Origin of the sequence: Fibrobacter sp. UWH9 (assembly GCF_900129715.1) — a bacterium.
Taxonomy (GTDB): domain Bacteria; phylum Fibrobacterota; class Fibrobacteria; order Fibrobacterales; family Fibrobacteraceae; genus Fibrobacter.
The window spans coordinates 31417-52915 of sequence record NZ_FQWP01000019.1; the positions used below are offsets into that span (position 1 = coordinate 31417).

At 50.1% G+C, this 21499-nt stretch carries 20 protein-coding genes and 1 pseudogene; 13 read left to right on the forward strand and 8 right to left on the reverse strand.

Going from position 1 to position 21499, the window contains the following annotated elements; all coding sequences use genetic code 11:
* The first annotated feature begins 53 nt into the window (after positions 1 to 53).
* From BUB94_RS13010 to BUB94_RS13025, 4 genes and pseudogenes are all read left to right on the forward strand, one after another.
* Positions 54 to 1100, forward strand: coding sequence for a polysaccharide lyase (locus tag BUB94_RS13010; protein WP_139260231.1), 1047 nt, complete (start codon positions 54 to 56; stop codon positions 1098 to 1100).
* Between the two features lie 14 nt (positions 1101 to 1114).
* The gene (locus BUB94_RS13015) at positions 1115 to 1771 is read left to right on the forward strand and encodes an HAD family hydrolase (protein ID WP_073237749.1); all 657 of its coding nucleotides are present in this window, start codon (positions 1115 to 1117) and stop codon (positions 1769 to 1771) included.
* Positions 1772 to 1926: 155 nt separating this feature from the next.
* Positions 1927 to 3009: pseudogene (locus tag BUB94_RS13020) on the forward strand (YhcG family protein).
* A gap of 21 nt (positions 3010 to 3030) precedes the next feature.
* Positions 3031 to 3393 (forward strand): DUF1016 N-terminal domain-containing protein, encoded by a 363-nt coding sequence (locus BUB94_RS13025; protein WP_073237752.1) that lies wholly within the window; start codon positions 3031 to 3033, stop codon positions 3391 to 3393.
* Between the two features lie 345 nt (positions 3394 to 3738).
* Here the strand turns inward: BUB94_RS13025 and BUB94_RS13035 are convergent, their stop codons facing one another.
* Entirely contained in the window at positions 3739 to 4314 is a 576-nt protein-coding gene (locus tag BUB94_RS13035) for a GNAT family N-acetyltransferase (RefSeq protein ID WP_217653138.1), read from the reverse strand.
* 44 nt (positions 4315 to 4358) lie between these two features.
* Here BUB94_RS13035 and BUB94_RS13040 point away from each other — a divergent pair, with 44 nt between their 5' ends.
* Both BUB94_RS13040 and BUB94_RS13045 read left to right on the forward strand, forming a co-directional pair.
* Entirely contained in the window at positions 4359 to 5198 is an 840-nt protein-coding gene (locus BUB94_RS13040; RefSeq protein ID WP_073237757.1) for a metallophosphoesterase, read from the forward strand.
* A 32-nt stretch (positions 5199 to 5230) separates the two neighbouring features.
* Entirely contained in the window at positions 5231 to 5824 is a 594-nt protein-coding gene (locus BUB94_RS13045) for a hypothetical protein (RefSeq protein ID WP_254793738.1), read from the forward strand.
* Here BUB94_RS13045 and BUB94_RS13050 read toward each other — a convergent pair.
* Positions 5817 to 6377 (reverse strand): flavin reductase family protein, encoded by a 561-nt coding sequence (locus tag BUB94_RS13050; protein WP_073161227.1) that lies wholly within the window; start codon positions 6375 to 6377, stop codon positions 5817 to 5819. The genes BUB94_RS13045 and BUB94_RS13050 overlap by 8 nt on opposite strands.
* Positions 6378 to 6475: 98 nt before the next feature.
* Positions 6476 to 8053: a ribonuclease E domain-containing protein gene (locus BUB94_RS13055; RefSeq protein ID WP_073287236.1), complete on the reverse strand. Its 1578-nt coding sequence runs from the start codon at positions 8051 to 8053 to the stop codon at positions 6476 to 6478.
* Between the two features lie 148 nt (positions 8054 to 8201).
* Here BUB94_RS13055 and BUB94_RS13060 point away from each other — a divergent pair, with 148 nt between their 5' ends.
* Positions 8202 to 9287 carry a glycoside hydrolase family 5 protein gene (locus BUB94_RS13060; RefSeq protein ID WP_073237765.1) on the forward strand — a complete coding sequence of 362 codons (1086 nt, stop codon included), beginning with the start codon at positions 8202 to 8204 and terminating at the stop codon, positions 9285 to 9287.
* Between the two features lie 13 nt (positions 9288 to 9300).
* Here BUB94_RS13060 and rsmA read toward each other — a convergent pair whose 3' ends face one another.
* The 3 genes from rsmA to BUB94_RS13075 are packed head-to-tail and all read right to left on the reverse strand — an operon-like array spanning position 9301 to position 12695.
* Complete coding sequence (rsmA, locus tag BUB94_RS13065; protein ID WP_073161224.1) at positions 9301 to 10080, reverse strand: 16S rRNA (adenine(1518)-N(6)/adenine(1519)-N(6))-dimethyltransferase RsmA; 780 nt, start codon at positions 10078 to 10080, stop codon at positions 9301 to 9303.
* A gap of 2 nt (positions 10081 to 10082) precedes the next feature.
* Entirely contained in the window at positions 10083 to 10982 is a 900-nt protein-coding gene (locus BUB94_RS13070; protein WP_254793739.1) for a patatin-like phospholipase family protein, read from the reverse strand.
* A 6-nt stretch (positions 10983 to 10988) separates the two neighbouring features.
* Complete coding sequence (locus tag BUB94_RS13075; RefSeq protein WP_139260233.1) at positions 10989 to 12695, reverse strand: hypothetical protein; 1707 nt, start codon at positions 12693 to 12695, stop codon at positions 10989 to 10991.
* A gap of 58 nt (positions 12696 to 12753) precedes the next feature.
* Between BUB94_RS13075 and BUB94_RS13080 the strand changes: the two genes are divergently transcribed.
* On the forward strand, positions 12754 to 14292 hold the full coding sequence (locus BUB94_RS13080) for a phosphomannomutase (RefSeq protein ID WP_073161221.1): 1539 nt from the start codon (positions 12754 to 12756) through the stop codon (positions 14290 to 14292).
* Between the two features lie 74 nt (positions 14293 to 14366).
* The gene (locus BUB94_RS13085) at positions 14367 to 15293 is read left to right on the forward strand and encodes a PorV/PorQ family protein (protein ID WP_073161220.1); all 927 of its coding nucleotides are present in this window, start codon (positions 14367 to 14369) and stop codon (positions 15291 to 15293) included.
* Here the strand turns inward: BUB94_RS13085 and BUB94_RS13090 are convergent.
* Positions 15282 to 16250: a sigma 54-interacting transcriptional regulator gene (locus BUB94_RS13090; protein ID WP_249269393.1), complete on the reverse strand. Its 969-nt coding sequence runs from the start codon at positions 16248 to 16250 to the stop codon at positions 15282 to 15284. The genes BUB94_RS13085 and BUB94_RS13090 overlap by 12 nt on opposite strands.
* 241 nt (positions 16251 to 16491) lie before the next feature.
* Here BUB94_RS13090 and BUB94_RS13095 point away from each other — a divergent pair, with 241 nt between their 5' ends.
* The 3 genes from BUB94_RS13095 to BUB94_RS13105 all read left to right on the forward strand — a co-directional run bounded on the left by BUB94_RS13095 (position 16492) and on the right by BUB94_RS13105 (position 20227).
* Entirely contained in the window at positions 16492 to 17811 is a 1320-nt protein-coding gene (locus BUB94_RS13095) for an aspartate kinase (RefSeq protein WP_073237773.1), read from the forward strand.
* Positions 17812 to 18521: 710 nt separating this feature from the next.
* Entirely contained in the window at positions 18522 to 19460 is a 939-nt protein-coding gene (locus tag BUB94_RS13100) for a hypothetical protein (protein ID WP_139260235.1), read from the forward strand.
* A 119-nt stretch (positions 19461 to 19579) separates the two neighbouring features.
* Entirely contained in the window at positions 19580 to 20227 is a 648-nt protein-coding gene (locus BUB94_RS13105; RefSeq protein ID WP_083538283.1) for a fibrobacter succinogenes major paralogous domain-containing protein, read from the forward strand.
* 2 nt (positions 20228 to 20229) lie between these two features.
* Here the strand turns inward: BUB94_RS13105 and BUB94_RS13110 are convergent, their stop codons facing one another.
* Entirely contained in the window at positions 20230 to 20754 is a 525-nt protein-coding gene (locus BUB94_RS13110) for a phospholipase D-like domain-containing protein (protein ID WP_073237779.1), read from the reverse strand.
* Positions 20755 to 20951: 197 nt separating this feature from the next.
* On the opposite strand from BUB94_RS13110, the gene BUB94_RS13115 reads away from it, so the two are divergent.
* Entirely contained in the window at positions 20952 to 21485 is a 534-nt protein-coding gene (locus BUB94_RS13115; protein ID WP_073161215.1) for a hypothetical protein, read from the forward strand.
* The last annotated feature ends 14 nt before the right edge of the window (positions 21486 to 21499 follow it).

Sequence of the window (21499 nt, forward strand, 5' to 3'; positions counted from 1 at the left end):
CCTCGAAAAGATTGTATTTTCAGGGGAGTGAGTCTTCGCAATAGAGCTGCGTTATGAGATTTGTCAGTGGAATCAGTCTATTTATCTTGTCTTTCGCTACGTCAGTTCTTGCCGACGTGGTGTTCTCCGTGGATTTTGAAAATCGTGCTGTCGGCCTGTACACCAATAAGATGGCCCAGGAGGACTTCCCTAAAAAGGCGGGCGTATCCAGTTGGTATGCCATGGAGCAGAATGGGGGCCAGAATGCAAAGATTGTGCAGGACGATGAAGAGCACGGGATGGTTCTGCAGCTGAAGTACCCAAAGGGTTGCGTAGGGCCCAATGACGAGGGCGAGCGCCCCGCCTGCGCCGGGCAGGTGAAGCAGCCGCTCAACGTTTCTGCAGAAGAAATGTGGGTGGCGTACGATATTCAGTTTGAGCCTGGTTTTGAATTTGTGAAAGGTGGAAAGCTGCCGGGACTTTGTGGCGGTGAATGTTATACTGGCGGAAATCGCCCCTCTGTAGGTGACGGCTGGAGCGCCCGCATCATGTGGCGTGCAAATGGAGCTGTGGTGCAGTATCTGTACTTTGTGGATCAGGCGAGTACCTATGGCGATGACGCCAAATGGAACCTGGGCGAAACTGCGGAACAAAAACATTTTGTGCCGGGTAAATGGCACCGTGTGGTGACCCGCGTGGTTATGAATTCTGTTTCCACCGAAGGCACGGGCGACAAGAACGGTATTGTGCAAAGCTGGTTCGACGGAGAACTTGCTTTAGATTTGGATACCTTGCGTTTGCGTGATTTCCAGGACCAGAAAATAGACGAGTTCTATCTCTCTACATTCCATGGCGGAGACGATGACACCTGGGCGCCCTCCACAGATGTGTTCGTGCGTTACGATAACTTCGTGGTCTCCACGGATTCCATTCCTGTGGCGAACGCGAAGCCCGGCGTATCCGACGAAGGCTCTACGGCTATTAAGTCCACGCTTCTCAATGGAAAAGCCGGTGATTGCGTCGGCAACCGCATCGGCAAACGTAGTGCCCTTCGCCCAGGCGAAACACCAAAATATTTCAAGAACGAAAAAGACTTTAACGCCAAGGGGCAGCAGCAATAATTAAATTTGCGGTCATGTCTAACGCCCTAATTTTTGACTTGGATGGAACCCTTTGGGATACCGTTGCTCCCTTGACGCTGATATGGAATCAGGTGTTCCAGAAGAACAATACGGGCAAGGTGATTTCTGAAGATGACCTGCGAAATGTGATGGGAAAGAACCTTCAGGAAATAGGTCGCATCTATTTCCCTGACATGGCAGAAGAACGTCGCGCCGATATTTTCAGCCAGTGCGCGGTGGCTCATTGCGCTTACCTGAAGGATCATGGCACGCCCCTGTTTTTGGACCTCGCAACGCTGGAAAAACTTTACGCAAAATACGAATTGTTCATCGTCAGCAATTGCCCCTGCGGGTACATCGAAGCTTTTCTGGAATCCTGCCATTTGCAGAAGTACTTCAAGGACTTTGAAATGTCCGGACGCACTGGCAAAAGCAAGGGCGAAAACATCAAGGCCATCTGTGAACGAAACGGATTGTGCGCGGGTGCCGCCGATGCGAATCTCGCGCCAAGTGTGGTTTATGTTGGCGACACCCTGGGCGATGAAACTGCTGCAAACTTTGCGGGCATTCCCTTTATCCATGCCGCCTACGGTTTCGGCTCAGCAAAGAATCCCGCTGCGGTTCTTCACGACTTTAGCGAGCTGCCGGGAGTTTTGGAAAAACTTTTCTAGAATTTACAAATCTTTAACAAAGTAACCATTGCCAATTTTTATATAAAAGCTATTGTTCATCCCGAGCGTTACGAAAAGTCTCCTGAACACCTGATAAAAAATCAGGTGTTTTTTTTGTTTTGTAGAAAAATTTTTTTCAAAAAAAAGGAGATACTATGCCCGGAAAAAATCCAAATAATCTGCCACAGACTTACACTACCTGGATTTCTGAACTCAAGAAGCGTTATGCCCAGTCGCAAATCAAGGCTTCCATTGCTGTTAACGGCGAGTTGATTGGCTTTTACTATAGCTTGGGTCGCGATATTCAGCAGAAACAATTTCAGAATACCTATGGCAGCGGGTTCTATAAAAAACTCAGCGATGATTTACGCCGTGAAATCCCGAATGCCAAGGTTTTTTCGCCGACGACTCTGAAATACGCCGTGTATTTCTACGATTTGTACAAGGATTATGTAGAAGGACAAAATCGTCAGCAACTTGCTGACGATTTGAACAACCGAATTCGTCCACAACTTGTGGACGATTTGAAGAAAATCCCTTGGGGACATCATCGCTTTATTATTGATTCTTGTAAAAATTCCCCAAAAAAGGCTCTTTTCTTCGTAAAAAAGACCATTGAAAACAACTGGTCCCGTTCCATGTTGCTCACGTTTCTTGATACAGACCTGTATGAGCGTGAAGGTAGAGCCGTTACTAACTTCACAACGACTTTGCCCAAGGAGCAGGGGGACTTGGCTCGTGAATTGACTCGGGACCCGTATTGCTTTGACTTTGTGGAAGTTCGTAACGATTTTGAGGAACGGGAATTGAAAGACGCTTTGCTCAAGAATATTGAAATGTTCCTGATGGAACTTGGTCGCGGTTTTGCTTACATGGGGCGAGAATATCGTTTGCAGGTCGGTGAAACGGAATAATTTCTGGATATGCTTTTTTACAACACCAAGTTGCATTGCTATGTGGTTGTTGAAGTGAAAACAGGGAAGTTTGAACCTGCGTATATTGGACAACTTAGCACTTACGTGGTGGCCGTGAATCACTTGTTGAAAAGCGCAGAAGACAAGCCTACGCTTGGCATTTTGGTGTGCAAGGACAAGGACGAGGTTCTTGCGCAATATTCCTTGGAGGGCTCGGTCAATCCCATCGCCATCTCAGAATTTGAATTGTTGAAAATTTACCCGAAGGATTTCAAGAGTTGCCTGCCCTCTATCAAGGAACTGGAAGATCAGTTAGGTGGATGAATTTTATTCAAAGGAGATACTATGCCCAGAAAAAATCCCAGTTCACAAAATACAGTTTCCATTCCGGTTGCTGTTGATACAATCAAGTCGGCCATTCTGCAAAGCCAGTACATGACGGCTAGTTCCACCAACAAGATTCAGTTGGCGTTGTACTTTTCGGTGGGGCGATTTGTTTCCCTGAATACGCGTTACGGGCGTTGGGGTGGCAATGCAATTAAGCAGATTAGCGAGCAGTTACAAAAGGAATTGGCGAATTTGAACGAATTTAGCCAATTCTATGGTTTTGATGCCATTTCGTTGAAACGTTTTTCCTTGAATAAGGTTTCAACTTTTTTTCGTAGAGCAGGAATGGGATTTTCAGGAATGCGAAAAGTGTACTTGTAGGGTAGAACCTTTGTATCAGTCGCATCGTGTATGGATTCACTTATTTGCGAGAATCCATCGCTGAAGAATATACGTGCCTTTCCCATTTCCTGTGGAATAAAGAAAATTATAACGCGCGTAGGCCTTGATTCTGATTTTTAGTAATTGGACGAAAAGACTGTCGGGAGAATTTTGCTCGTTTAGGGCAAATTTTATTTCATCGAAGACGTGGCGTCGCTGATGAGGTGTAGCCTTTGCTTCAAGTTCTTTTTGCGTTGAGTCTAGCCAATGATTCCAGGCCATAAATTGCTGGACCATTTTCTTGTCGGCATCGGCTATGGAATTGGCTTTTCCGTTGGTTAAAAATTAATCCTTGTGTTCCCCTAGCATCTTTTCCATCCAGATCATGTTGTACCATTGCCCGAATTTGTAGGCGCAATCGTGGAAGGTTCCTACTAGGGTGTAGCCTAGCTTTTCGTGAAATTTCTGGCTGCTGTTGTCCAGGTGGGTGCTGCCAGGTTTTGGCGAAGCGATGCAGGCGTAGGCGTTTAGAATCCCGCGAGATTTTAGTTCGCGATTCAGTTCGCTGTATAGCGCGCGGCCGTAGCCTTTCCCATGTTCGCCAAGCTTTACGTAGATGGATGTTTCTACGCTGCGATTGTAGGCGGCTCGTCCCTTGAAAACTCCCGCGTAGCAATAGCCTAGAATTTCTGTGCTGTTCTCGTCGGAACCCGTGGCGGCTCCTGCTCGTTCTATTACCAGGTAGGGGTACTTTTCCAGCGTTCCCCCAATCCTTGCTGCAAATTCTTCTACGGTGGGGGCGTCATACTCGAAGGTAATGGCGGTGTCTTCTACATAGGGTTTGTAGATGGCCTGTAGCGCGGCGGCGTCTTCGATTCTTGCGGAACGGATCTTGATCATGGTGACCAGGAAATCTAACAAAAAGCAACTTAACAGGAAAAATTTTTAAATGTAAATTTGCACCTATGAAATGTTTCTTCGTTAGCGATTTGCATATTGATTTTTACGCGCCCCTGACACGGACCGTATCTTTACTGCATCGCTATTTTCAGGAATTTTTCGACAGGAATTTTTTGCCGGCGGATGTTTGCTGTATCGCAGGGGACATTGCCAACAATTATTTTACCTACGTCGAATTTCTGAAGTTTATCGCGACGAAGTACAGCCGGGTTTTTGTATGCCTGGGAAATCACGATGTCATTTGTGAACGTGAGGGCGTTTTCGGTTCGGATCGAGATTTCCCTACGTCCGAAAGTAAGATTACCTTTTACCTGGAAGAGGCTGCGAAAATTCCAAACCTTCACCTGCTGGAAAATTTGACGGTAGATGTTTTTGCCGGGTGCATGGGCATGTGCGATTTTACCTACAAGCATGTTCCCGACGCTTCTGTAGAAGAGTATAAGATAATCTGGTCTACCCGCTGGTTTGACGGTCGCCATTGGAATTACAAAGGCAATGATACGGAGGCCCTCTGGAATCATTATGCGGGAATTATGGACAGTTTGACGGCTGCCCGCCCGAAGGTGATGATGAGTCATTTTTTGCCCATGGAATTCGGCATGGCCGAAATGTATCTGAAGGATCCGCTGTCGACCTACTTCTATTTTCAAGGTGAAAAATTCTTGAGTAATCTGGATGATGGTTCCATCTGGCAGGCGGGACACACCCATTCCGCCATCAAGAAGGTAGTTCGGGACAGCCTCGGAAAAAATCATTTGCTGCTTTGCAATCCTGTTGGCTACCCTGATGAAGAACCGTATCGCGAAAACAATTTGCATAGGGAAGATTTCCTGTTGGATATTTAGGCTTCCGGTTTTTTATGTTTAACGTACCCTCGATGCATCAAATTATTTCCTGGTTTGGCTGGGGCCACGAGTCGGGTGCCGTCGCCGCAGTCAGCTTTATGGTGGCGGTTGCCATTATCTTTGTGCCGGTTGTTGCGGGTTTTGCCCTATATGCCTTGGAGCGTCTCCAGATAAAATTGCTCGGAATGATCAGCGTGAATTTTGCGTATGCCTTTGTGAATTTCGTGACCTTCCCGGGGACTTTTATTCATGAGACGTCGCACTTGATTTTGGCGGTCGTTACTGGGGCCAAGGTGACGGATGTATGCATGTTCGAAAACAAGGATGGTTGCCTAGGGCATGTGAGTTATTGTGCCCGGGGGCCGTTCCCCATGCAGATGGTTCAGCATGCCTTGATTGCGGTGGCTCCTACTGTGGTAGGATTTACCGTTGGCTATTTCCTTTTGCAGTATATCATAAAAACGCCCCACACTTGGTGGGGCTATATAGGGCTTTGGTATCTGTTTGTTTCGCTGGTAGATCATTCTACCATGAGTGACGCGGACCTAAAAAATTATTTCCGGGGCGTGTGGATTTTTATCGTGCCGCTGGCCGGAATTTTATTCGCCTGCGAAATGATTATTTGATGTTTTTTCCGTCGGAGAAGGCGTTGCCAACCTTTTCGCCGATGGCATAGTAACCATGTCCTGCCGTATCGTAGCAGATTGGGTTCAGTTTTTTGATGTCAATTTTTTCTTCGGCGTCGAGGATGGATTCGTCGGCGGTAACGTTCACCACTTCGCCTAAAAGCAGTTCCGGTTCTTCGGCGTAGCTTACCATCTTGCATTCCAGGGTGAGGGGCAGTTCTGCAATGAGGGGCGCGTCGACGTTCTTGCTCTTGACGGCGGTAAGTCCGGATTTTTCAAACTTGTCTGCCACTTTGTGGCCGGAGTTAAGTCCAAGGAAATCAATTTCCTTGATGTTTTCGGCGGTGGCCATGCTAACGGTAAAGCACTTGCGTGCCTTGATGTTGTCCATGGTCTTATGGCTGTTGGCTACGTAGATGGCGACCTGGTTCATGTCGCTGACGGAACCCCATGCGGCCACCATGGCGTTGGGCGTACCGTCTTCGTTGTAGGTTCCGATAACCAATACGGGCTGGGGATAAAGATAGGGTTTGGCACCAAGATTTTTACGCATAGAAATTTCCTCTTTCCATTGAAAATAATAAAAAGATTTTCAATTACAACAAAAAAAGCCTGCATTTCTGCAGACTTTCATGATGGGAGAAAATTTCACTAGAAGTTAACGAATAGGCCTAGGTCAACAGCGAACCCGTCGGTGGTAGAGAAGCTGCCGAAGGGGTTCTGCAGGAACTGCTTTGTGAATGCAAGTTCTGCGGCAACACGGCCATATTCAAAACGGGAGCCCAGGTTGACTGTGGTCGTGTTGGCGAATGTGGTTCTGCTGGTTGCGACAAAATCAGCCAGTTCGTACTTTTCGTAGGAGAATACGTTCCAGTCAAGATTTGCGCCGCCGAAAATCATCATATGCTGATTCAATGCGACTTCGCCAAAAATGTTAGGTGTGACGAATGCGCTGAATCTTGTATGGCTATCCATGATGTTTTCGATTTCATCGTAGATGGCGAAGGGGAATCGGGTGTTGACGCCAAGATAGATGCGGGCATCTTCAGCCTTGAGGACAGCTGCGCCAATGTTGAATGTAGGCTTGAACTCGATTCGTGAAGAGGTATCGGAGACGGAGCTCTTGGTAATGACGTGATTCTTTTCGCCCTTGATGACTTCTTCCACGGTGACCTTGGTGTCGGTGGTAAAGCTATGGCGCAAACCTTCCACTCCGAAAGTCCAGAAGACTTCTTCACCGGAGTAAGAAAGGGCTAGCTTTCCGGTAGCGTCCCAGATGTTCTGTTCCCATTTATTGAAGGGGTCTGCGCTGTATCCTTCGGATTCGGGTTTTACGTAGTGGCCGCTTGCGACGATGTCGAAGGAACCGACCTGCAATGAGGCTGTTGCGCCGATGCTGGAGCCGCCATAGGTGATTTTTTCATTTTGTTCGGTAATGGGATATTCTGCATCGTTCCACTGTTTGCCGAAGGATCCGTCAACGGAAACGCCGAACTTCTGGAATGCCACACCGGCGGTGAGTAATCCCATGCTCTGGGAATTGTCGAAGGCGAGGAAGTATGTGGTGGTATTTCCGAAGGCCAGTGCAGCCCTTTCGTTGGTGGGTTCAAGGTACAGTCCCTTGATTCCGTACATCTTGCGGGGTGCGGCTATATTTCCGCCGATGGTTGCGGCTGCGGCTTCGTTACCTACAGCATTATAAATGTTGGCATGCAAGACATCCAGGGGGCCCTTGGTGGGCTTTTCTGCGGTTTGTGCAGGTTCCTGAATGGGAGCGGTGGAATCCTGGGGGACTGCCACGGAATCGCTGGTGGTTGCGGTGTCGGCTACAGCGACCTGCTCTGGGGTGGTTTCGGCTGCGGGTACATTTTCTGCAGTTTCGCGAGCAGTTTCGCGAGCAGTTTCGTCAGCGGCTTCTGCGGGGGTTGTCTCATTTGCGGCAGGGGCAGTCTCGTTTGTTGCGGGAGTGGAGGCTTCTGCCGTGGCCGTTTCTTCGGCACTCTTTTCAGGGTTTACGGCAGCGGTTTCTTCTGCCTTGACCTCTTCTGCGGGGGCTGCTTCTGCTGCAGCGGGGGCTTCGCTAGAGGCGGGAGCTTCCGCGATGGCGGCTGCATTTTGTTCAGCGGCAGGTGCTGCTGTTGTGTCAGATACGGTTGCGCTAGGAGTGGCTTCCTGGGCGTAAAGATTTACAACGGTGCCTAAAGTGGCGATAAGAAGAGACATTTTCATATTCATGTCTTCAACATAAACAAATCATGACGAACCTTATTAAGAATAAATCATTTTTTTGGGAACAGGCGTATACAAAAACTTCAAGAATTTTGGTGCATAATCGAGAGGAGAAGTTTAACTTTGGAAAAAACGACGGAGTAAATTAATGTCACTACTGCGCTTATCAGGGCTGTTTTTAGCTGGAATTCTGACTTTATGGGGCTGTAACGGAGAGAACGTTACTGAAGTCTCCTATGAAAAGCTGGATGAACCTATTGGCGAAAGAATCGGCCCTGTCAGTCAGTATGGAAGGCTGATTGCCGGAGTGAATTCCGAGGGCAAGGGCCGAATATACGGCAGTTGCAAGGGCGTATCTGATGGTAACGAAGTTCAGGTACGAGGCATGAGCCTTTACTGGAGCCTTTTGAAACCCGCTACAAAGTTTTATTCCGATACCGGCATTACGACCATGGTGAACGACATGAAAATCGAAGTGATTCGTGCCGCCATTGGTACCGAAGAAAATTGGGGCGGGACATTGGGATTTTTGTTGGATCCGGATGCTCAGCGCGAATTGATCGATCAGGCTGTTAAGGCGGCCATAAAGAATGACATCTATGTAATTATCGACTGGCATTCCCATAGTGCGCATAAGCAGTTGAGTGATGCTATCGCCTTCTTCGACGAAATGGCTCAAAAATACGGCCAGTATAACAATGTGATTTTTGAAATTTTTAATGAGCCTACCAGAATTGTCTGGGAGCAGGTGAAGGCTTATGGCGATACCGTCGTCGCGACCATTCGAAAGCATTCTGACAATTTGATTCTTGTGGGTAACCCCATGTGGGACCAGTCGCCCAATTGGGCTATAGGAAAAGAGATCGCCGATTCACTTCATAATATTGCCTACACATTCCATTACTACGCTAATAGCCACAGCATCAAGCTCGAAGGACGGAATGCCGAAGAAGCGATGAATGCGGGGTTGTCCCTGTTTGTTAGCGAATGGGGTACTGCAAATGCAAGTGGAAAGGGCGTGCCTGATGTAGACCGCAATGATCAATGGCAGGAATGGATGGATGAACGCAAGCTTTCATCCGCCAACTGGTCCGCTTCCATGATTAACGAAGGTACTGCTGCATTTGCGCAGGAGAGCCGAGTAGACTCTCTTGTGTATACGGTATCCGGTGAATTGGTGAAGGGATATCTATCTGCAAATCCCGATTCTTACAAGGCCTGCAAGGCAAAGTAAGCTTTAGGAAAAGCTATCCGACAATCACTTTATAAAATTCCATGAACTGTTCGGGGGAAAGTTCCTCGGCACGGACAGTGGTAGGATAATCCAGGAGTTCGATGGCTTCCTGGATTTTCTTCTTGTCGTAGGCGCGACCGAAGGAATTGGCCAAGGTCTTACGCTTCTGGGTAAAGGCGGCACGAACGAAATCGAAGAATCCCTCGGGAGCCTGCAATGCGTCTGCGCGGGGGGTGAGCAGCATGGTGGCGCTGTCTACGTTGGGCTTCGGTGTAAAATGCTCGGGACCGATCTTGCGTAAAATCTGGGTGTTGGCGAAAGCGGATACCAGAACAGAAAGGCTGCCGTAATTGCTGCTGCAGGGCGAGGCGCAAATGCGTTCGGCAACTTCCAGCTGCACCATTCCCATAAAGCCCTTGGTCAGATGCAGTCGGGGCATGAGCCCTGCGATAATTGCCGTAGAAACATTGTAGGGCAGGTTGCCGGTGACCCAGGGCTTTTCGTGTGCATCCAGAAAGGCCTGCAAGTCGAATTTCAAGAAGTCGATGTTGGTGATATGGAAGTTTTCGCGGTCGCCGAACTTTTCGTTCAACACGGCCACGCACTGTTCGTCGATTTCGACGGCTGTCAGTTCCACGCCGCGGTTCAGCAGGTGTTCTGTCAGGGCGCCATGGCCGGGGCCGATCTCGAGAACGGCTTCGCCCTTTTCGGCAGGCAGGTCACCTGCGATGGCGATGGCGGTGGGAACATCCAGAAAGTTCTGGCCAAATTTACGACGACGAGCTCTATCCATGTCTATAAAGATAGAAATTCCTTCAGGTCGGCCATTCTTTCGCGGCCGTCTTTCAGACCCAATTCATAAAGGGCTACAAGTTTTGAAGTGTCCTTTTCGACGCGGCTGATTTTCAAGTCTGTTTCGGGGCGGAAAACGAAAGCCTTTCCATTGGCTTCCCATTGGGCCAGAGTTTCGAGGCTCTTGTTGTAACGGATATGTCGATCGCCAACGGCCTTTACGAAGTTAGGATACTTGCGGTAGACGATCTTGTATACGGGAAGAAAACTGTTCGCCTCTTTTTGGTAACCCTTGTGTCGTGTGGTGATGACAACCTGCTTTTTATAGCCGGTGCGGTCCATGAATTCAAAGGGGATGCTGTCGGCGATATTTCCGTCAAACATTTTCTTGCCCTGGTAATGAACCAGGCTGCTCATGAGCGGCAGCGAAGAGGAAGAACGGATGGCATCCATATCCTGGCGCAAGTTGTGAACCTGGAAGTATTCGGCGCCACCAGTTTCCACGTTGCTTGCGGCCACATAGAATTTTGATTCGGCGGCATTCTTCTTGAAGGTGTCAAAGTCGAAAGGATCGATGACTTCGGGTACTGTATGGTAGCAGAATTCCAGGTCAAAGTAGTTGCCGGTACGAATCCAGTTTCCGAAGCTCATGTAGCGCTTGTCCTTGGAATGGACTGTATCCAGTCGGAAGTTTCTATCCCGCTGTTCCGAAAGGTAATTGCAAAGGTGGGTTGCCCCTGCCGAGGTTCCGGCGTAGCCGCCAAACTTTAAACCTTCATCTAGCAACGCGTCAAGAACGCCGGCGGAGTAAGCTCCACGCATACCGCCACCTTCCAGTACCAAGGCGGTGTCTTTCAAGAATACTTTAAACATTCCTTTTTCTGAATCCTGGATCGGTTCCATAAAAGATTAGAAGTTCACGAATGCGCCAATGGACATGGCGATTTCATCATGATCCGAGAAGCTGCCGAAGGGGTTCTGCAGGAACTGTTTGGTAAATGCCATTTCGAGGGCGGCAAATTCATACTGGAGACGCATGCCGAGAATGGCTGTGGTTTCTCCGGATTCCATTTCCAGTGCCTTTACAGAAACGTTGTTGATGTAGGAATCACGATAGTCTGCTACGTCCCAGCAATAGCTGACGCTGCCGAATGCCATGACGTACTGGCCCAGGGCCACTTCTGCCAGGACGTTGGGTGTCAAGGTCAAACCATATTCGTTATGTCTGCTGACAACGCCATCGATTCGGTCGTACGCAATCAGGGGAACGGCTGTATTCAGACCAAGGAATACGCGGGCTTTCTGGTTCTGCAGAATGGGGGCGCCCACATTAAATTCGGGAATGACTTCTACACGGGTCGTGGTGTCGGTAACGGTCGACTTGTAGGTCGCCTTATAGGTTTCGCCGTTTTCTGTGAATATGGATTCGGTTTTGCTGCTAGTGCTGGCTTTGTACCTAAGGAAGTTCAGGTTAACGGACCAGGACAAGGCATTGCTTGTGGTATGAGCTACGGTTAGCTTTCCTCCCAGGGCCCATTCGTCCTTTTCGTGTTCTTCGCCAAATTCGCTGATGAAATAGGAACCGTTGGGGTTGGCGTAGGTCACTCCTAATGCAAGGTCGATGTTGGCCAGATTTGCAGATGCTGTTCCACCGAACTGAGTGCCGGGATTGGTAATCTTGTATGTCGTGCTGGAGGAATCGATGTCGTTATCGATGTAGCTCCAGGATTTCCCTGTTGCGGCCTCTAGGCTGAAACCGAAGTTTTGCCCCGCGTAGCCCAAGGTAACAAGGCCCAGTTCGCTGTAGTTGGCGGCATTGGTCTTGTTGTTGTCAAAGGCCAGGAAGAATGTGCTGCCTTCTCCGAAACTTACAACACCGTATCCGTCTACAGGTTCGATGTAGACGAACTTGCGGTTGTGCATTTTGTGGGGCATCGAAATTTCACCGGCGACGTTGGCGGCTGCGGCTTCATTGCCGACGGCGTTGTAGGCCCTGCCGTGGAAAATATCCAGAACGTGTTTTTCGGCAGTTGCCTGGACTGGTTGCTCGGCGATACTTTCTGCTTCCTGTTGTGTCAGGGGCATGGCTGGTATCGTATCCCAGATACTTTCTGCAGTTTGGTCTAACTCTGGATTTTCGGCTGCAGGGATTTCTTCGACGGGCTGAAGTGCTGTCTGGGTTGCTGCCGAATCGGTAGGTATAAAGGAAATGCCTGCCGGCTCCACATAGCTGGGCTCTTCCATGGGCATAGGCTCGGGTTTGGGCATAGGCTGGAGAAGTTCCGCACTTTCGCTAACAGGAACGGGGGCGTTGGGATCCACATATTCAGGGGCAGGTTCCGCAACGGCATTATTCTCCATTTCGGAACTTTCAATGGGTGCAAATGTATTTGACGTATCGCTGGAGACGATGGGGGCAGGAATTTCGGAGTCCTGCGGTGCCGCGGGCTGGATAGATTCTCCGTCCATCGATTGCAAGATGGTTTCTGCTGAATTATCCTGAGGGGGTTGCTGCGTTAAAACGGGTGCATTTTGAGCCCAGATTGTTGCTGATGACAAGCTGATTGCGGCTAGAAAAATTTTCTTACTGATGTTCATGGAGATAAACTTAATCATTTTTTCTATTTTTGGTTAAAAGGTATTTTTAGGAAGTATAATTTCCATTGAGGTTTTTATGTCCGTTGCAATGCAAGATGTAATGAAACAGTCCGGTGTGGCCTTTGGTACCAGTGGTGCTCGCGGCCTGGTTTCTGCAATGACCGACCGTGTGTGCTATGTTTATGCACGCTCCTTTATCAAGTACTGCGAAGCTAGCTACAAGTGCGAAAAGAATATCGCTATTGCTGGAGACCTTCGCCCAAGTACTGGTCGCATTTTGCAGGCTCTGGTGAAGGCCGGCCAGGATGCTGGCTGGAAGGTGACTTATTGCGGTCGCATTCCTTCTCCTGCCATTGCACTTTATGGTCTTGATAAGAGCTTGCCCACCATCATGGTGACAGGATCCCACATTCCTGCCGACCGTAACGGTATCAAGTTTAACCACCCCAACGGCGAAATTACAAAGGCCGACGAACAGGGCATTGTTTCTCAGTCTGTTGATTTTGACGAAGCTTTGTTCGATGCTGCCGGCATGTTGAAGAATGCTCCGGAACTTCCCGCTGTTGAAACCGAAGCCGAAGAAAATTACTGCAAGCGTTATCCCGAATTCTTTGGTGAAAAGGCTTTGCAGGGCTTGACCATCGGCGTCTATCAGCATTCCGCTGTTGGCCGCGACATTGTGGTCCGCGTTCTCGAAAGCCTGGGCGCCTGCGTAAAGCCCTTCGGCCGCAGTGACGTTTTTGTTCCGGTGGATACCGAAGCGATCCGCCCCGAAGATGAAGAACTGGCCCGCGAATTTACCCACAAGGATTATGTGGACGCCGTGTTCAGTACCGATGGCGATAGCGACCGCCCGCTTCTGGCTGATGATGTGGGCATGTGGCTCCGCGGTGACGTGCTGGGTATTTTGGCATCCCAGGCTCTGGGCATCAAGCGCATCGCTACTCCCGTCAGCTGCAACACCTCCCTCGAAAAGTCCGAAAGCTTCGAAAAGATTTGCCGTACCCGCATCGGCTCCCCCTATGTCATTGCCGGCATGGAAAGCCTTATGGAAGGTGACGCCGCAGCAAGTGCTGCCGCCGGCGTGTCCGTCGCCGGTTACGAAGCCAACGGCGGTTTCCTGCTGCAGACCGATCTGAAGCGCACCGCCTATGATGGCGTTACCCGCACTCTGAAGGCTCTGCCCACTCGCGATGCATTGCTCCCCATGATTGCTGTCATGGTCATGGTTCGCGAACAGAAGATGTGCGTGGTAGATCTTCTCCGCAAGCTTCCCAAGCGCTTTACTGTCAGCGACCGCCTCAAGGAATTCCCCACCGAAATTTCCAAGGCCAAGCTTGCAGAAATCCGCGAACAGAAGCTGGGTGAAAAGTTGTTCGGCAAGTTCGCCGCCAAGCCCAGCAAGTTCAACAAGGGCGCACCCTTCCACGGAAAGATGGTCTCCCTTAACGAAGTGGACGGCTACCGTATGGAATTTGATTCCGGTGACATCGTTCACCTGCGTCCCAGTGGCAACGCCCCGGAATTCCGCTGCTACGTGGAAACCGAAGGCAAGGAACGTTCCGCTGAACTTCTGGCTGACTGCCTCAAGGTCATGGAAGGCTGGCGCAAGTAATGCTTACGTCATTCTGAGCATCGAAGATGCGAAGAATCCAGTGACGTTCCACTCTTTTTTGTATCTTAAATCTCATGATGAAGAAACTTCTTGCTACGCTTACCCTATCTACAGTTGTCACCGTCTTTGCCGGCGAACATTGGAATGTGGATTTGGGCGGTGTTTCTATGAAGTATCTTTCGATGCAGGTGTCTGCCCGCAGTGCGGCTATGTCTGGTGCCGGTGTTGCCGACGCTTCCCGTGCGGCCGAAGTGAGCCGCAATCCCCTGGCTATGAGCTCTGTAGAAAATGCGGAGTTCGGCGTGAACCAGCTGGTGTTTGACGATAATTCCGCCGACAACTTTGTATCGGCTTATTATGGTCTGCCTTTTAGTTTTGGCACGATGCCCTTGACCTACTCCATGACGGTGGATTTTCTGGGTTACGAGGATATCGAAGGGCGTGATGAGTTTGGCAACGAAACCTCTAGCTATGGAGCCTACGCCTGGAGCATTCAGGCAGGTCTCGGTAGCCGCGGTAAGGTTTTCAACTGGGCTGCGTCCGCCCGCTTTGCGACCCAGACCATTGACGATGAATCCGCTGTGGCCTTCCTTGGAGATATTGGCGGATCCTACCGCGTGAATAAGTATCTGGCTTTTGCAGCGACCTTGACCAACTTTGGCTACATGGGCGATTATGACGGCGAAGATGAGGCTGCTCCTATGGCGTTGCAGGCTGGCATTACCGGTATTTTGCCCATTACCGAAAACTGGAATATCCATGCTTCTGCCGATGCATACCGTCGTGCGGATACGGACCCTTATTGGCTTTTTGGCGGCGAAATTAATTACGCCGACATTCTGGGTTTTCGTATGGGTTATGCCATCCGTCCCGATACCGAAGATGGTATCAGTTGCGGTCTGGGCCTGAATTTCGGGATGATCGTGTTTGATTACGGCTACAGCCCCCGCCCGGCATTTGAAGGCGGCCAGCATTACATTACCGTGGGTCTAAAGTTCTAGGCCTCCGTTTTTCTTGATTTGATAGGCCAGGCAGCCGCGGCTGATTCCTAGGTTCTTGGCGGCAACGGATTTGTTCCATCCGGTGTTTTGCAGTTCCGTGAAGATGGTGCCCCAATTGGGGGCTGTGGCGTATGGCCTTGTGCTTGCAATGGGAACTGGAGTTGTGAAACTCTTCCCGGAATCTTGCAGGGATCCCTGGTTGTCGTATTCATCGGTGATGATTTCGTATAAGGTTATTCCGTGGGGTTTCAGCAGGGCGTAGCGTTGCAGTACGTTTTTCAGCTGACGGACGTTCCCGGGCCAACGCTTTTGAGAAATAATCCGTAGTTCCTGTTCGTTCAGGGAGCAGAGCAGTTCATCTTCGGCGTTTGAATTATGGGTGTGATAGGCGTTCTCGATGGGGTATATTTCTTTTAGGGCGTCAGCCCATAAGGTTTGCGATAACTCCCTGATGTCATCCCTTTCTCTAAGGGCTGGAATTTTTACTGGGAAAACGTTCAGCCTAAAATAAAGGTCTTCACGGAAACGCCCGGCGGCCACTTCAGTTTTCAGGTCGCGGTTGGTGGCGCAGATTAGCCTGAAGTTTACCGGTATGCTCTGGGTTTGCCCCAGGGGCAGAACGGATCTTTCTTGCAGGACTCTTAACAGTTTGCATTGTGTGTCCAGCGGCATCTCCCCAATTTCATCTAGGAACAGGGTTCCCCCTTCGGCGGCGCGGACGACGCCCTGTTGGTCGGTGGCTCCGGTGAAGGCTCCCTTTCGAGCTCCTTCAAGAATGCTTTCGGCCAGATTCCTGGCGATGGCGCCACAGTTCAGGGCCACAAAGGGGCCTGATTTTCGGTGGCTGTTGTCGTGTATGTAACGGGCGGCAACTTCCTTTCCGGCTCCGGATTCACCTTGCAGGAGTACGGACATGTTGGATTTTGCGGCGATGAGCATCAAATTTTTGTACTTCATAATTGATATACACGTGTTTTTCCCTTTTACGCACCCCTCTTTATTACTATTTTTACGCCCGCGCTGATTTTTTTACAAAAGTCGCAGAAAATACGGCTGATTTTGTAGAGGCGCATCACATAAAGACAAACAAATAGGGCTGGCCAGGTGGGTAGTCTTGAGCGGCATCCCGGGTGGGGTGTGAATCGTGATTGAGCGGTTCTGTTCGAAGGCGAGAGGTCTGGTGGTCCAAAGGATAAAAATGTCTAGAATCGTATGTAAGTTCGGCGGCAGCTCCGTTGCCGACGCTGGTCAGTTCAAGAAAATCAAGAACATCGTTTCCTCCGACGCAAAGCGCAAAGTGGTTGTGGTTTCTGCTCCGGGCAAGCGCAATCCCAAGGAAACCAAGCTGACCGACCTTCTCTACAGCACCTATGATCTGGCTTCCAAGCACCTGGATTTCTCTCAGCCCTGGAACTTGATCCGTAACCGCTATCTCGAAATTTGTGCAGACCTGGGTATCGAACCCAAGGTTGCCGAAGACCTGGACATCCTGGAAAAGCAGCTCCGCGACGACGTTGAATCCATCACCACCGATTACCTGGTGAGCCGCGGTGAATACCTGAGCGCCCGCGTCATGTCCGTCTATCTGGGCGCTGAATTCGTGGATACTTTCCCCATCATCACTTTCGATGAAAAGTACCGCATTCTTCCCTCCAGCTACGAAACCATCGCAAAGGCCCTTTCCGACGAAAACAAGCTCTATGTGCTTCCGGGCTTCTATGGTTCCAACACCCGTGGCGAACTGAAGACCTTCAGCCGCGGCGGCTCCGACATTACCGGCGCAATTCTCGCTCACGCCATCGACGCGGAAACCTACGAAAACTGGACCGACGTTTCCGGCATGCTGATGGCTGACCCCCGCATCGTCGAAAATCCGCTGCCCATCGAATACGTGTCCTACCGCGAAATCCGCGAACTGGCCTACTCCGGCGCAAGCGTCCTTCATGACGAATCCATCGCTCCTTGCCGCGCCAAGAAGATTCCTATCAATATCCGCAACACCAACCGCCCCGAAGACGCCGGCACCATCATCGGCCCCACTCCGGAATCCACCAAGCTTCCCATCACCGGCGTTGCCGGCCGTAAGGGCTTCTCCATGATCTACATCGAAAAGTCCATGATGAACAAGGAAGTTGGTTTCGGTCGCCGCGTGCTTGCCGTTCTGGAAAGCGAAGGCCTTTCCTACGAACTGTGCCCCAGCGCTATCGACTCCATGAGCATCGTTGTGGATACCAAGAAGCTGGAAGCTGTTGAACATGTCGTCATGGAAGACATCACTCAGCAGATGCATCCGGACCGCATCAAGATCTTCAAGGGCATCAGCCTTATCGCTACCGTTGGCCATGGCATGACCAACAAGATCGGTGTCGCTGCAAAGCTCTTCACCGCCCTTGCAGAAAACCAGGTGAACGTCCGAATCATCGACCAGGGTTCTTCCCAGATCAACATCATCACCGGTGTGGATGAAGACGACATGAACAAGGCCATCAAGGCCATCTACGACGCATTCACAAAGTAAGGTGAAACCCTCGGGATTGCCGAGGGGGCGCTTGCGGCGTGTCATCCTGAGCGCCTGTGGCGCGAAGGATCTAGCAAAGGCCCCGAGCGTGTCGAAAGTCGCAAAAAAGCCCGCAGTTCAACGCTGCGGGCTTTTTTGTACCTAGGTGTGGTCGCTGCGGCGCATGGGGAGGGGCTGGATGGGAAAATTTGGTCGCTGGATGGGGCTGAAACACGAAATTAGGTTACTAAACGGCCGAAAAACATCTTTTTAGTAACCTGTTTTACAAATAAATTAATTACAATGCCATGGTTTAGTTAGAAAATAGGTTACTAACTAACCGAAAATCCCTATTTTAGTAACCTTTGGGGTATGGGTAATTAAGAAGACGTTCCTTTTTTGAGACTTTTGTTTGCGTACAAAATAATAATCGGGTTACTAGATGCCTTTATATTACCCATTTAGTAACCCATTTTGACAAAAAGTCCTTTTGCATGGCAACAAAATTGGCCGAACCACCAATTATTTGTATATTTGAGGCATAGTTCATAGATCGCCATCCTGCATAAAACCGGAATTTGCCGGCGGACCGCAGAGGCGGTCTTTTTTTATGCCCTAAAAAAGGAGTGCAGATGCAATTTAAAGAATTGATTTCGCCGGATAAGCTGGTGTCTGTTGTTCAGGCAAAAGCGGAAGAGCTACTTGCTGCAATTACCACAATTGATAAGCGTTTGAGGAAATCAATAGAGGGGCGTCTCCGTATGGCCCGTCGCAAAAAATTAGTACATTACTTTCATGTAAAAAGTTCTGCCGATATTGTTGGCGATTATATTCCTCAATCAGATGTGGCGACCATCAAAGCTTTGGCGCAGAAGGATTATGATAAATGCGCTCTCAAGGAACTGCAGCGGGAACTTTTCGTAATTGACAAGTTTCTTAAGGAATATCAGCCGGAGCGTCTCAATGCGGTTTACAGCAATCTTGCTCCAGAACGTCAGCATTTTGTACAGCCAGTGCATCTCCCCGACGAGGAATATGCGGAGCAGTGGCTTGCGGTAAAGTACAGCGGGAAGGGGATGGCTGCTGACGCGCCCCTGCTGGAAACCTCCCGCGGGGAGCGGGTCCGCTCCAAGTCGGAGGTCATCATCGCGGATACCCTCGACCGCCTGAAAATTCCTTACCGCTATGAATTTCCGCACCAGCTGAAAGTCCGCAGAAACAGCCGCGGGCGAGGTGTCGCTGCGGCAATAGACCCTGCTGGCGCCGCATTACGCAACCCGCAGGTCAATCCGTCCGACGACATCCGCATGCAGAGCCGTCAACCCGAAAACTTCTGCAGGCAAGGTGACGGATCTCGCAATCTGCAAGGCAGTCCATCCGAAAACTTCTGCAGGCAAGACAACTCGCGTAAACACGACAGCTCTCGCCGCACTGTAACGTTCCATCCGGATTTCACCTGCCTCAATCTCCGCACCCGCCGTGAATTCATCTGGGAGCATTTCGGGCGAATGGACGATTCCGAATACATCGCAGAAACTCTAGGAAAATTCGAGACCTACATCGCCAACGGAATCTTCCCCGGCGAAACCCTCATCTTCACCATGGAAAATCAGGAACGCCCGCTGAACCCCGCCACCGTGGAGGCGCTGGCGAGGAAATATTTGCTGTAATGTTTTGGATCAAACCATGTTGAAAGTAGTCAGCATGTTTTTTTGTAGAAATTGTGAAGCGACGATGGAATTTTAGATAAATTTTCTATAATTACCTTGTACAAGTGAAAGGAAATCCTATGAAGAACTTTATTGCAAAGATTGGTGCTGTTCTGCTGGCTCTTGGAACGGTTATGGCCTTGAGTGGCTGCGGCGAAGATTCTGGAACGAATCCTTATGCCGATGCAAAAATGGTTGACTCTCGCGATGGCAAGACCTACAAGACCGTGAAAATCGGTGACAAGGTCTGGATGGCGGAAAACCTGAACTATCAGACCGGCGAAAGCAAGTGTTACGACAACAAACCCGAAAACTGCGACAAGTATGGCCGCCTTTATGTTTGGAGTGAAGCCGTTACCGCTTGCCCGGATGGCTGGCACCTGCCTAATAAGCAGGAACTTGAAGATTTGAAAATAACGGCCGGTCAAAAGGCTGGTATTGACATGGCAGGAACCGTGTTGAAGTCTAGTACTGGCTGGAAGGTAAATAGCGGCAAGAGTGGAAACGGTACCGACGGCCTCGGCTTTGGGGCGTTGCCCGCTGGCAGCTACTTCAGCGACCTCGACGACTTCCACGACGAGGGCAACTACGCGCTCTTCTGGTCTTCTACGGAGTACTCTAGTAACGATGCGTACTACCTGGTTTTGGACTGCTCCTACGAGGGCGCCGGCGTGTACGACTACGATAAGAGTAGCGGCTTCTCGGTTCGTTGTGTCAAAAATCCCTAGCCCTATTTAATCCTATCCCCGCAATATTCCAGACGACCGCAGTTTTTGCAGTGGGCGCCCATCCATAGGGTGTCAAACTGGTTGATGGCGGCTTCGACGATTTGCGGGTCGTTGGTGAGAATGCCTGCCTCGAAGTTTCGCCTTAGGGCGCTTTTCATGCCGATGCCCGCACCTGTCAAGTTGGCAGATCCGATGTAGGCCACTTCCAGGTCGAAGATCACCATCTTGAAATGCACTCGCGGACAAAGCACTCGTTCCAGGTCCGTCGCCAAAATTGGGAATCGGTCGAAGTCCTCGCGAAAATTTGGCCCGGGTTCTTTTGCGTGTACCAGGCGCACGCCCACACCGCGTTTCAACAAGCCTGCAATCTGCCCCAGCAAAGGAATGGCCTCGCCGTTCTGCTTTACGTACAAGTCCTTGATGTCGGCGGTACCGATCCACAGGGTGTCACGAACTTTTGCGATGCGTTCGATGACTTCGCTGTAATGCTCTTCGTTGGCGATGTACTTGGTGAAAATTTCTGCCATCTTTTCTTTCTCAAAACAGGTAGCTTTTACTATATTGACGTAACACAAAAAATAATTAATAGATCGCTATCCTGCCAGAAACCGGATTTTGCCGGCGGACCGCAGGGGCGGTCTTTTTTGTTTTTAAAACGTTCGCGGATTGCTGAATCGTTCGCGGCTAAAATGGTTGCAGTGGCTGAAACAGAAAAGGTGGTAAAATGAATCGCAAGAAAATGAAAGAAGCTTTGCTCCCTCATCCGGTGCGCTTTGAAAAATTGGAAATGGTCGGCGGCAATTACATTGGAGACCCCACGCTCTTGACTTTGCCCTGGAAACGCGTCGGGGTATTCGCCTCGCGTTCTACGGATCCGGCCATGGGGATACTTCGGGAACAGTGGGCCATGTCCAAGGGGCGCAAGCGCTGTTGCATCATCGGTACATTTCATTCTCCGGGGGAATGTGAGATTCTTTACCATGTGCTGAAATTTGGCGGGTCGGCGGTGTGGCTTATGGGGTGTGCGCTCCCTGCGGAACTGCCCAACTTTTGCAAGGGTGCCATTCGAAAAGGCCGCCTGCTGATGGTCTCCTGTTTTAATCGCGAACATCATTCCTATGCCACGGCCCGCTATTGTGCCCAGCTTGCCGACAGGTATTCAAGCAGTCTTGCCATCTGGTCTATGAAAGAGGGGGGCCTTGTGCAGTCCATTTACAACCGGGCGAAAAATAATGGCAAGAGGGTGGAGGTGTTCTAAAACCCTTGATTTTG

What these genes read in the sequence shown, in the direction of transcription:
- BUB94_RS13010 (WP_139260231.1), top strand. Translation starts at nt 54, where the DNA reads ATGAGATTTGTCAGTGGAATCAGTCTATTTATCTTGTCTTTCGCTACG.
- BUB94_RS13015 (WP_073237749.1), top strand. Translation starts at nt 1,115, where the DNA reads ATGTCTAACGCCCTAATTTTTGACTTGGATGGAACCCTTTGGGATACC.
- BUB94_RS13025 (WP_073237752.1), top strand. Translation starts at nt 3,031, where the DNA reads ATGCCCAGAAAAAATCCCAGTTCACAAAATACAGTTTCCATTCCGGTT.
- BUB94_RS13040 (WP_073237757.1), top strand. Translation starts at nt 4,359, where the DNA reads ATGAAATGTTTCTTCGTTAGCGATTTGCATATTGATTTTTACGCGCCC.
- BUB94_RS13045 (WP_254793738.1), top strand. Translation starts at nt 5,231, where the DNA reads ATGCATCAAATTATTTCCTGGTTTGGCTGGGGCCACGAGTCGGGTGCC.
- BUB94_RS13050 (WP_073161227.1), bottom strand. Translation starts at nt 6,377, where the DNA reads ATGCGTAAAAATCTTGGTGCCAAACCCTATCTTTATCCCCAGCCCGTA.
- BUB94_RS13055 (WP_073287236.1), bottom strand. Translation starts at nt 8,053, where the DNA reads ATGAAAATGTCTCTTCTTATCGCCACTTTAGGCACCGTTGTAAATCTT.
- BUB94_RS13060 (WP_073237765.1), top strand. Translation starts at nt 8,202, where the DNA reads ATGTCACTACTGCGCTTATCAGGGCTGTTTTTAGCTGGAATTCTGACT.
- rsmA (WP_073161224.1), bottom strand. Translation starts at nt 10,080, where the DNA reads ATGGATAGAGCTCGTCGTCGTAAATTTGGCCAGAACTTTCTGGATGTT.
- BUB94_RS13070 (WP_254793739.1), bottom strand. Translation starts at nt 10,982, where the DNA reads ATGGAACCGATCCAGGATTCAGAAAAAGGAATGTTTAAAGTATTCTTG.
- BUB94_RS13075 (WP_139260233.1), bottom strand. Translation starts at nt 12,695, where the DNA reads ATGATTAAGTTTATCTCCATGAACATCAGTAAGAAAATTTTTCTAGCC.
- BUB94_RS13080 (WP_073161221.1), top strand. Translation starts at nt 12,754, where the DNA reads ATGTCCGTTGCAATGCAAGATGTAATGAAACAGTCCGGTGTGGCCTTT.
- BUB94_RS13085 (WP_073161220.1), top strand. Translation starts at nt 14,367, where the DNA reads ATGATGAAGAAACTTCTTGCTACGCTTACCCTATCTACAGTTGTCACC.
- BUB94_RS13090 (WP_249269393.1), bottom strand. Translation starts at nt 16,250, where the DNA reads ATGAAGTACAAAAATTTGATGCTCATCGCCGCAAAATCCAACATGTCC.
- BUB94_RS13095 (WP_073237773.1), top strand. Translation starts at nt 16,492, where the DNA reads ATGTCTAGAATCGTATGTAAGTTCGGCGGCAGCTCCGTTGCCGACGCT.
- BUB94_RS13105 (WP_083538283.1), top strand. Translation starts at nt 19,580, where the DNA reads ATGAAGAACTTTATTGCAAAGATTGGTGCTGTTCTGCTGGCTCTTGGA.
- BUB94_RS13110 (WP_073237779.1), bottom strand. Translation starts at nt 20,754, where the DNA reads ATGGCAGAAATTTTCACCAAGTACATCGCCAACGAAGAGCATTACAGC.
- BUB94_RS13115 (WP_073161215.1), top strand. Translation starts at nt 20,952, where the DNA reads ATGAATCGCAAGAAAATGAAAGAAGCTTTGCTCCCTCATCCGGTGCGC.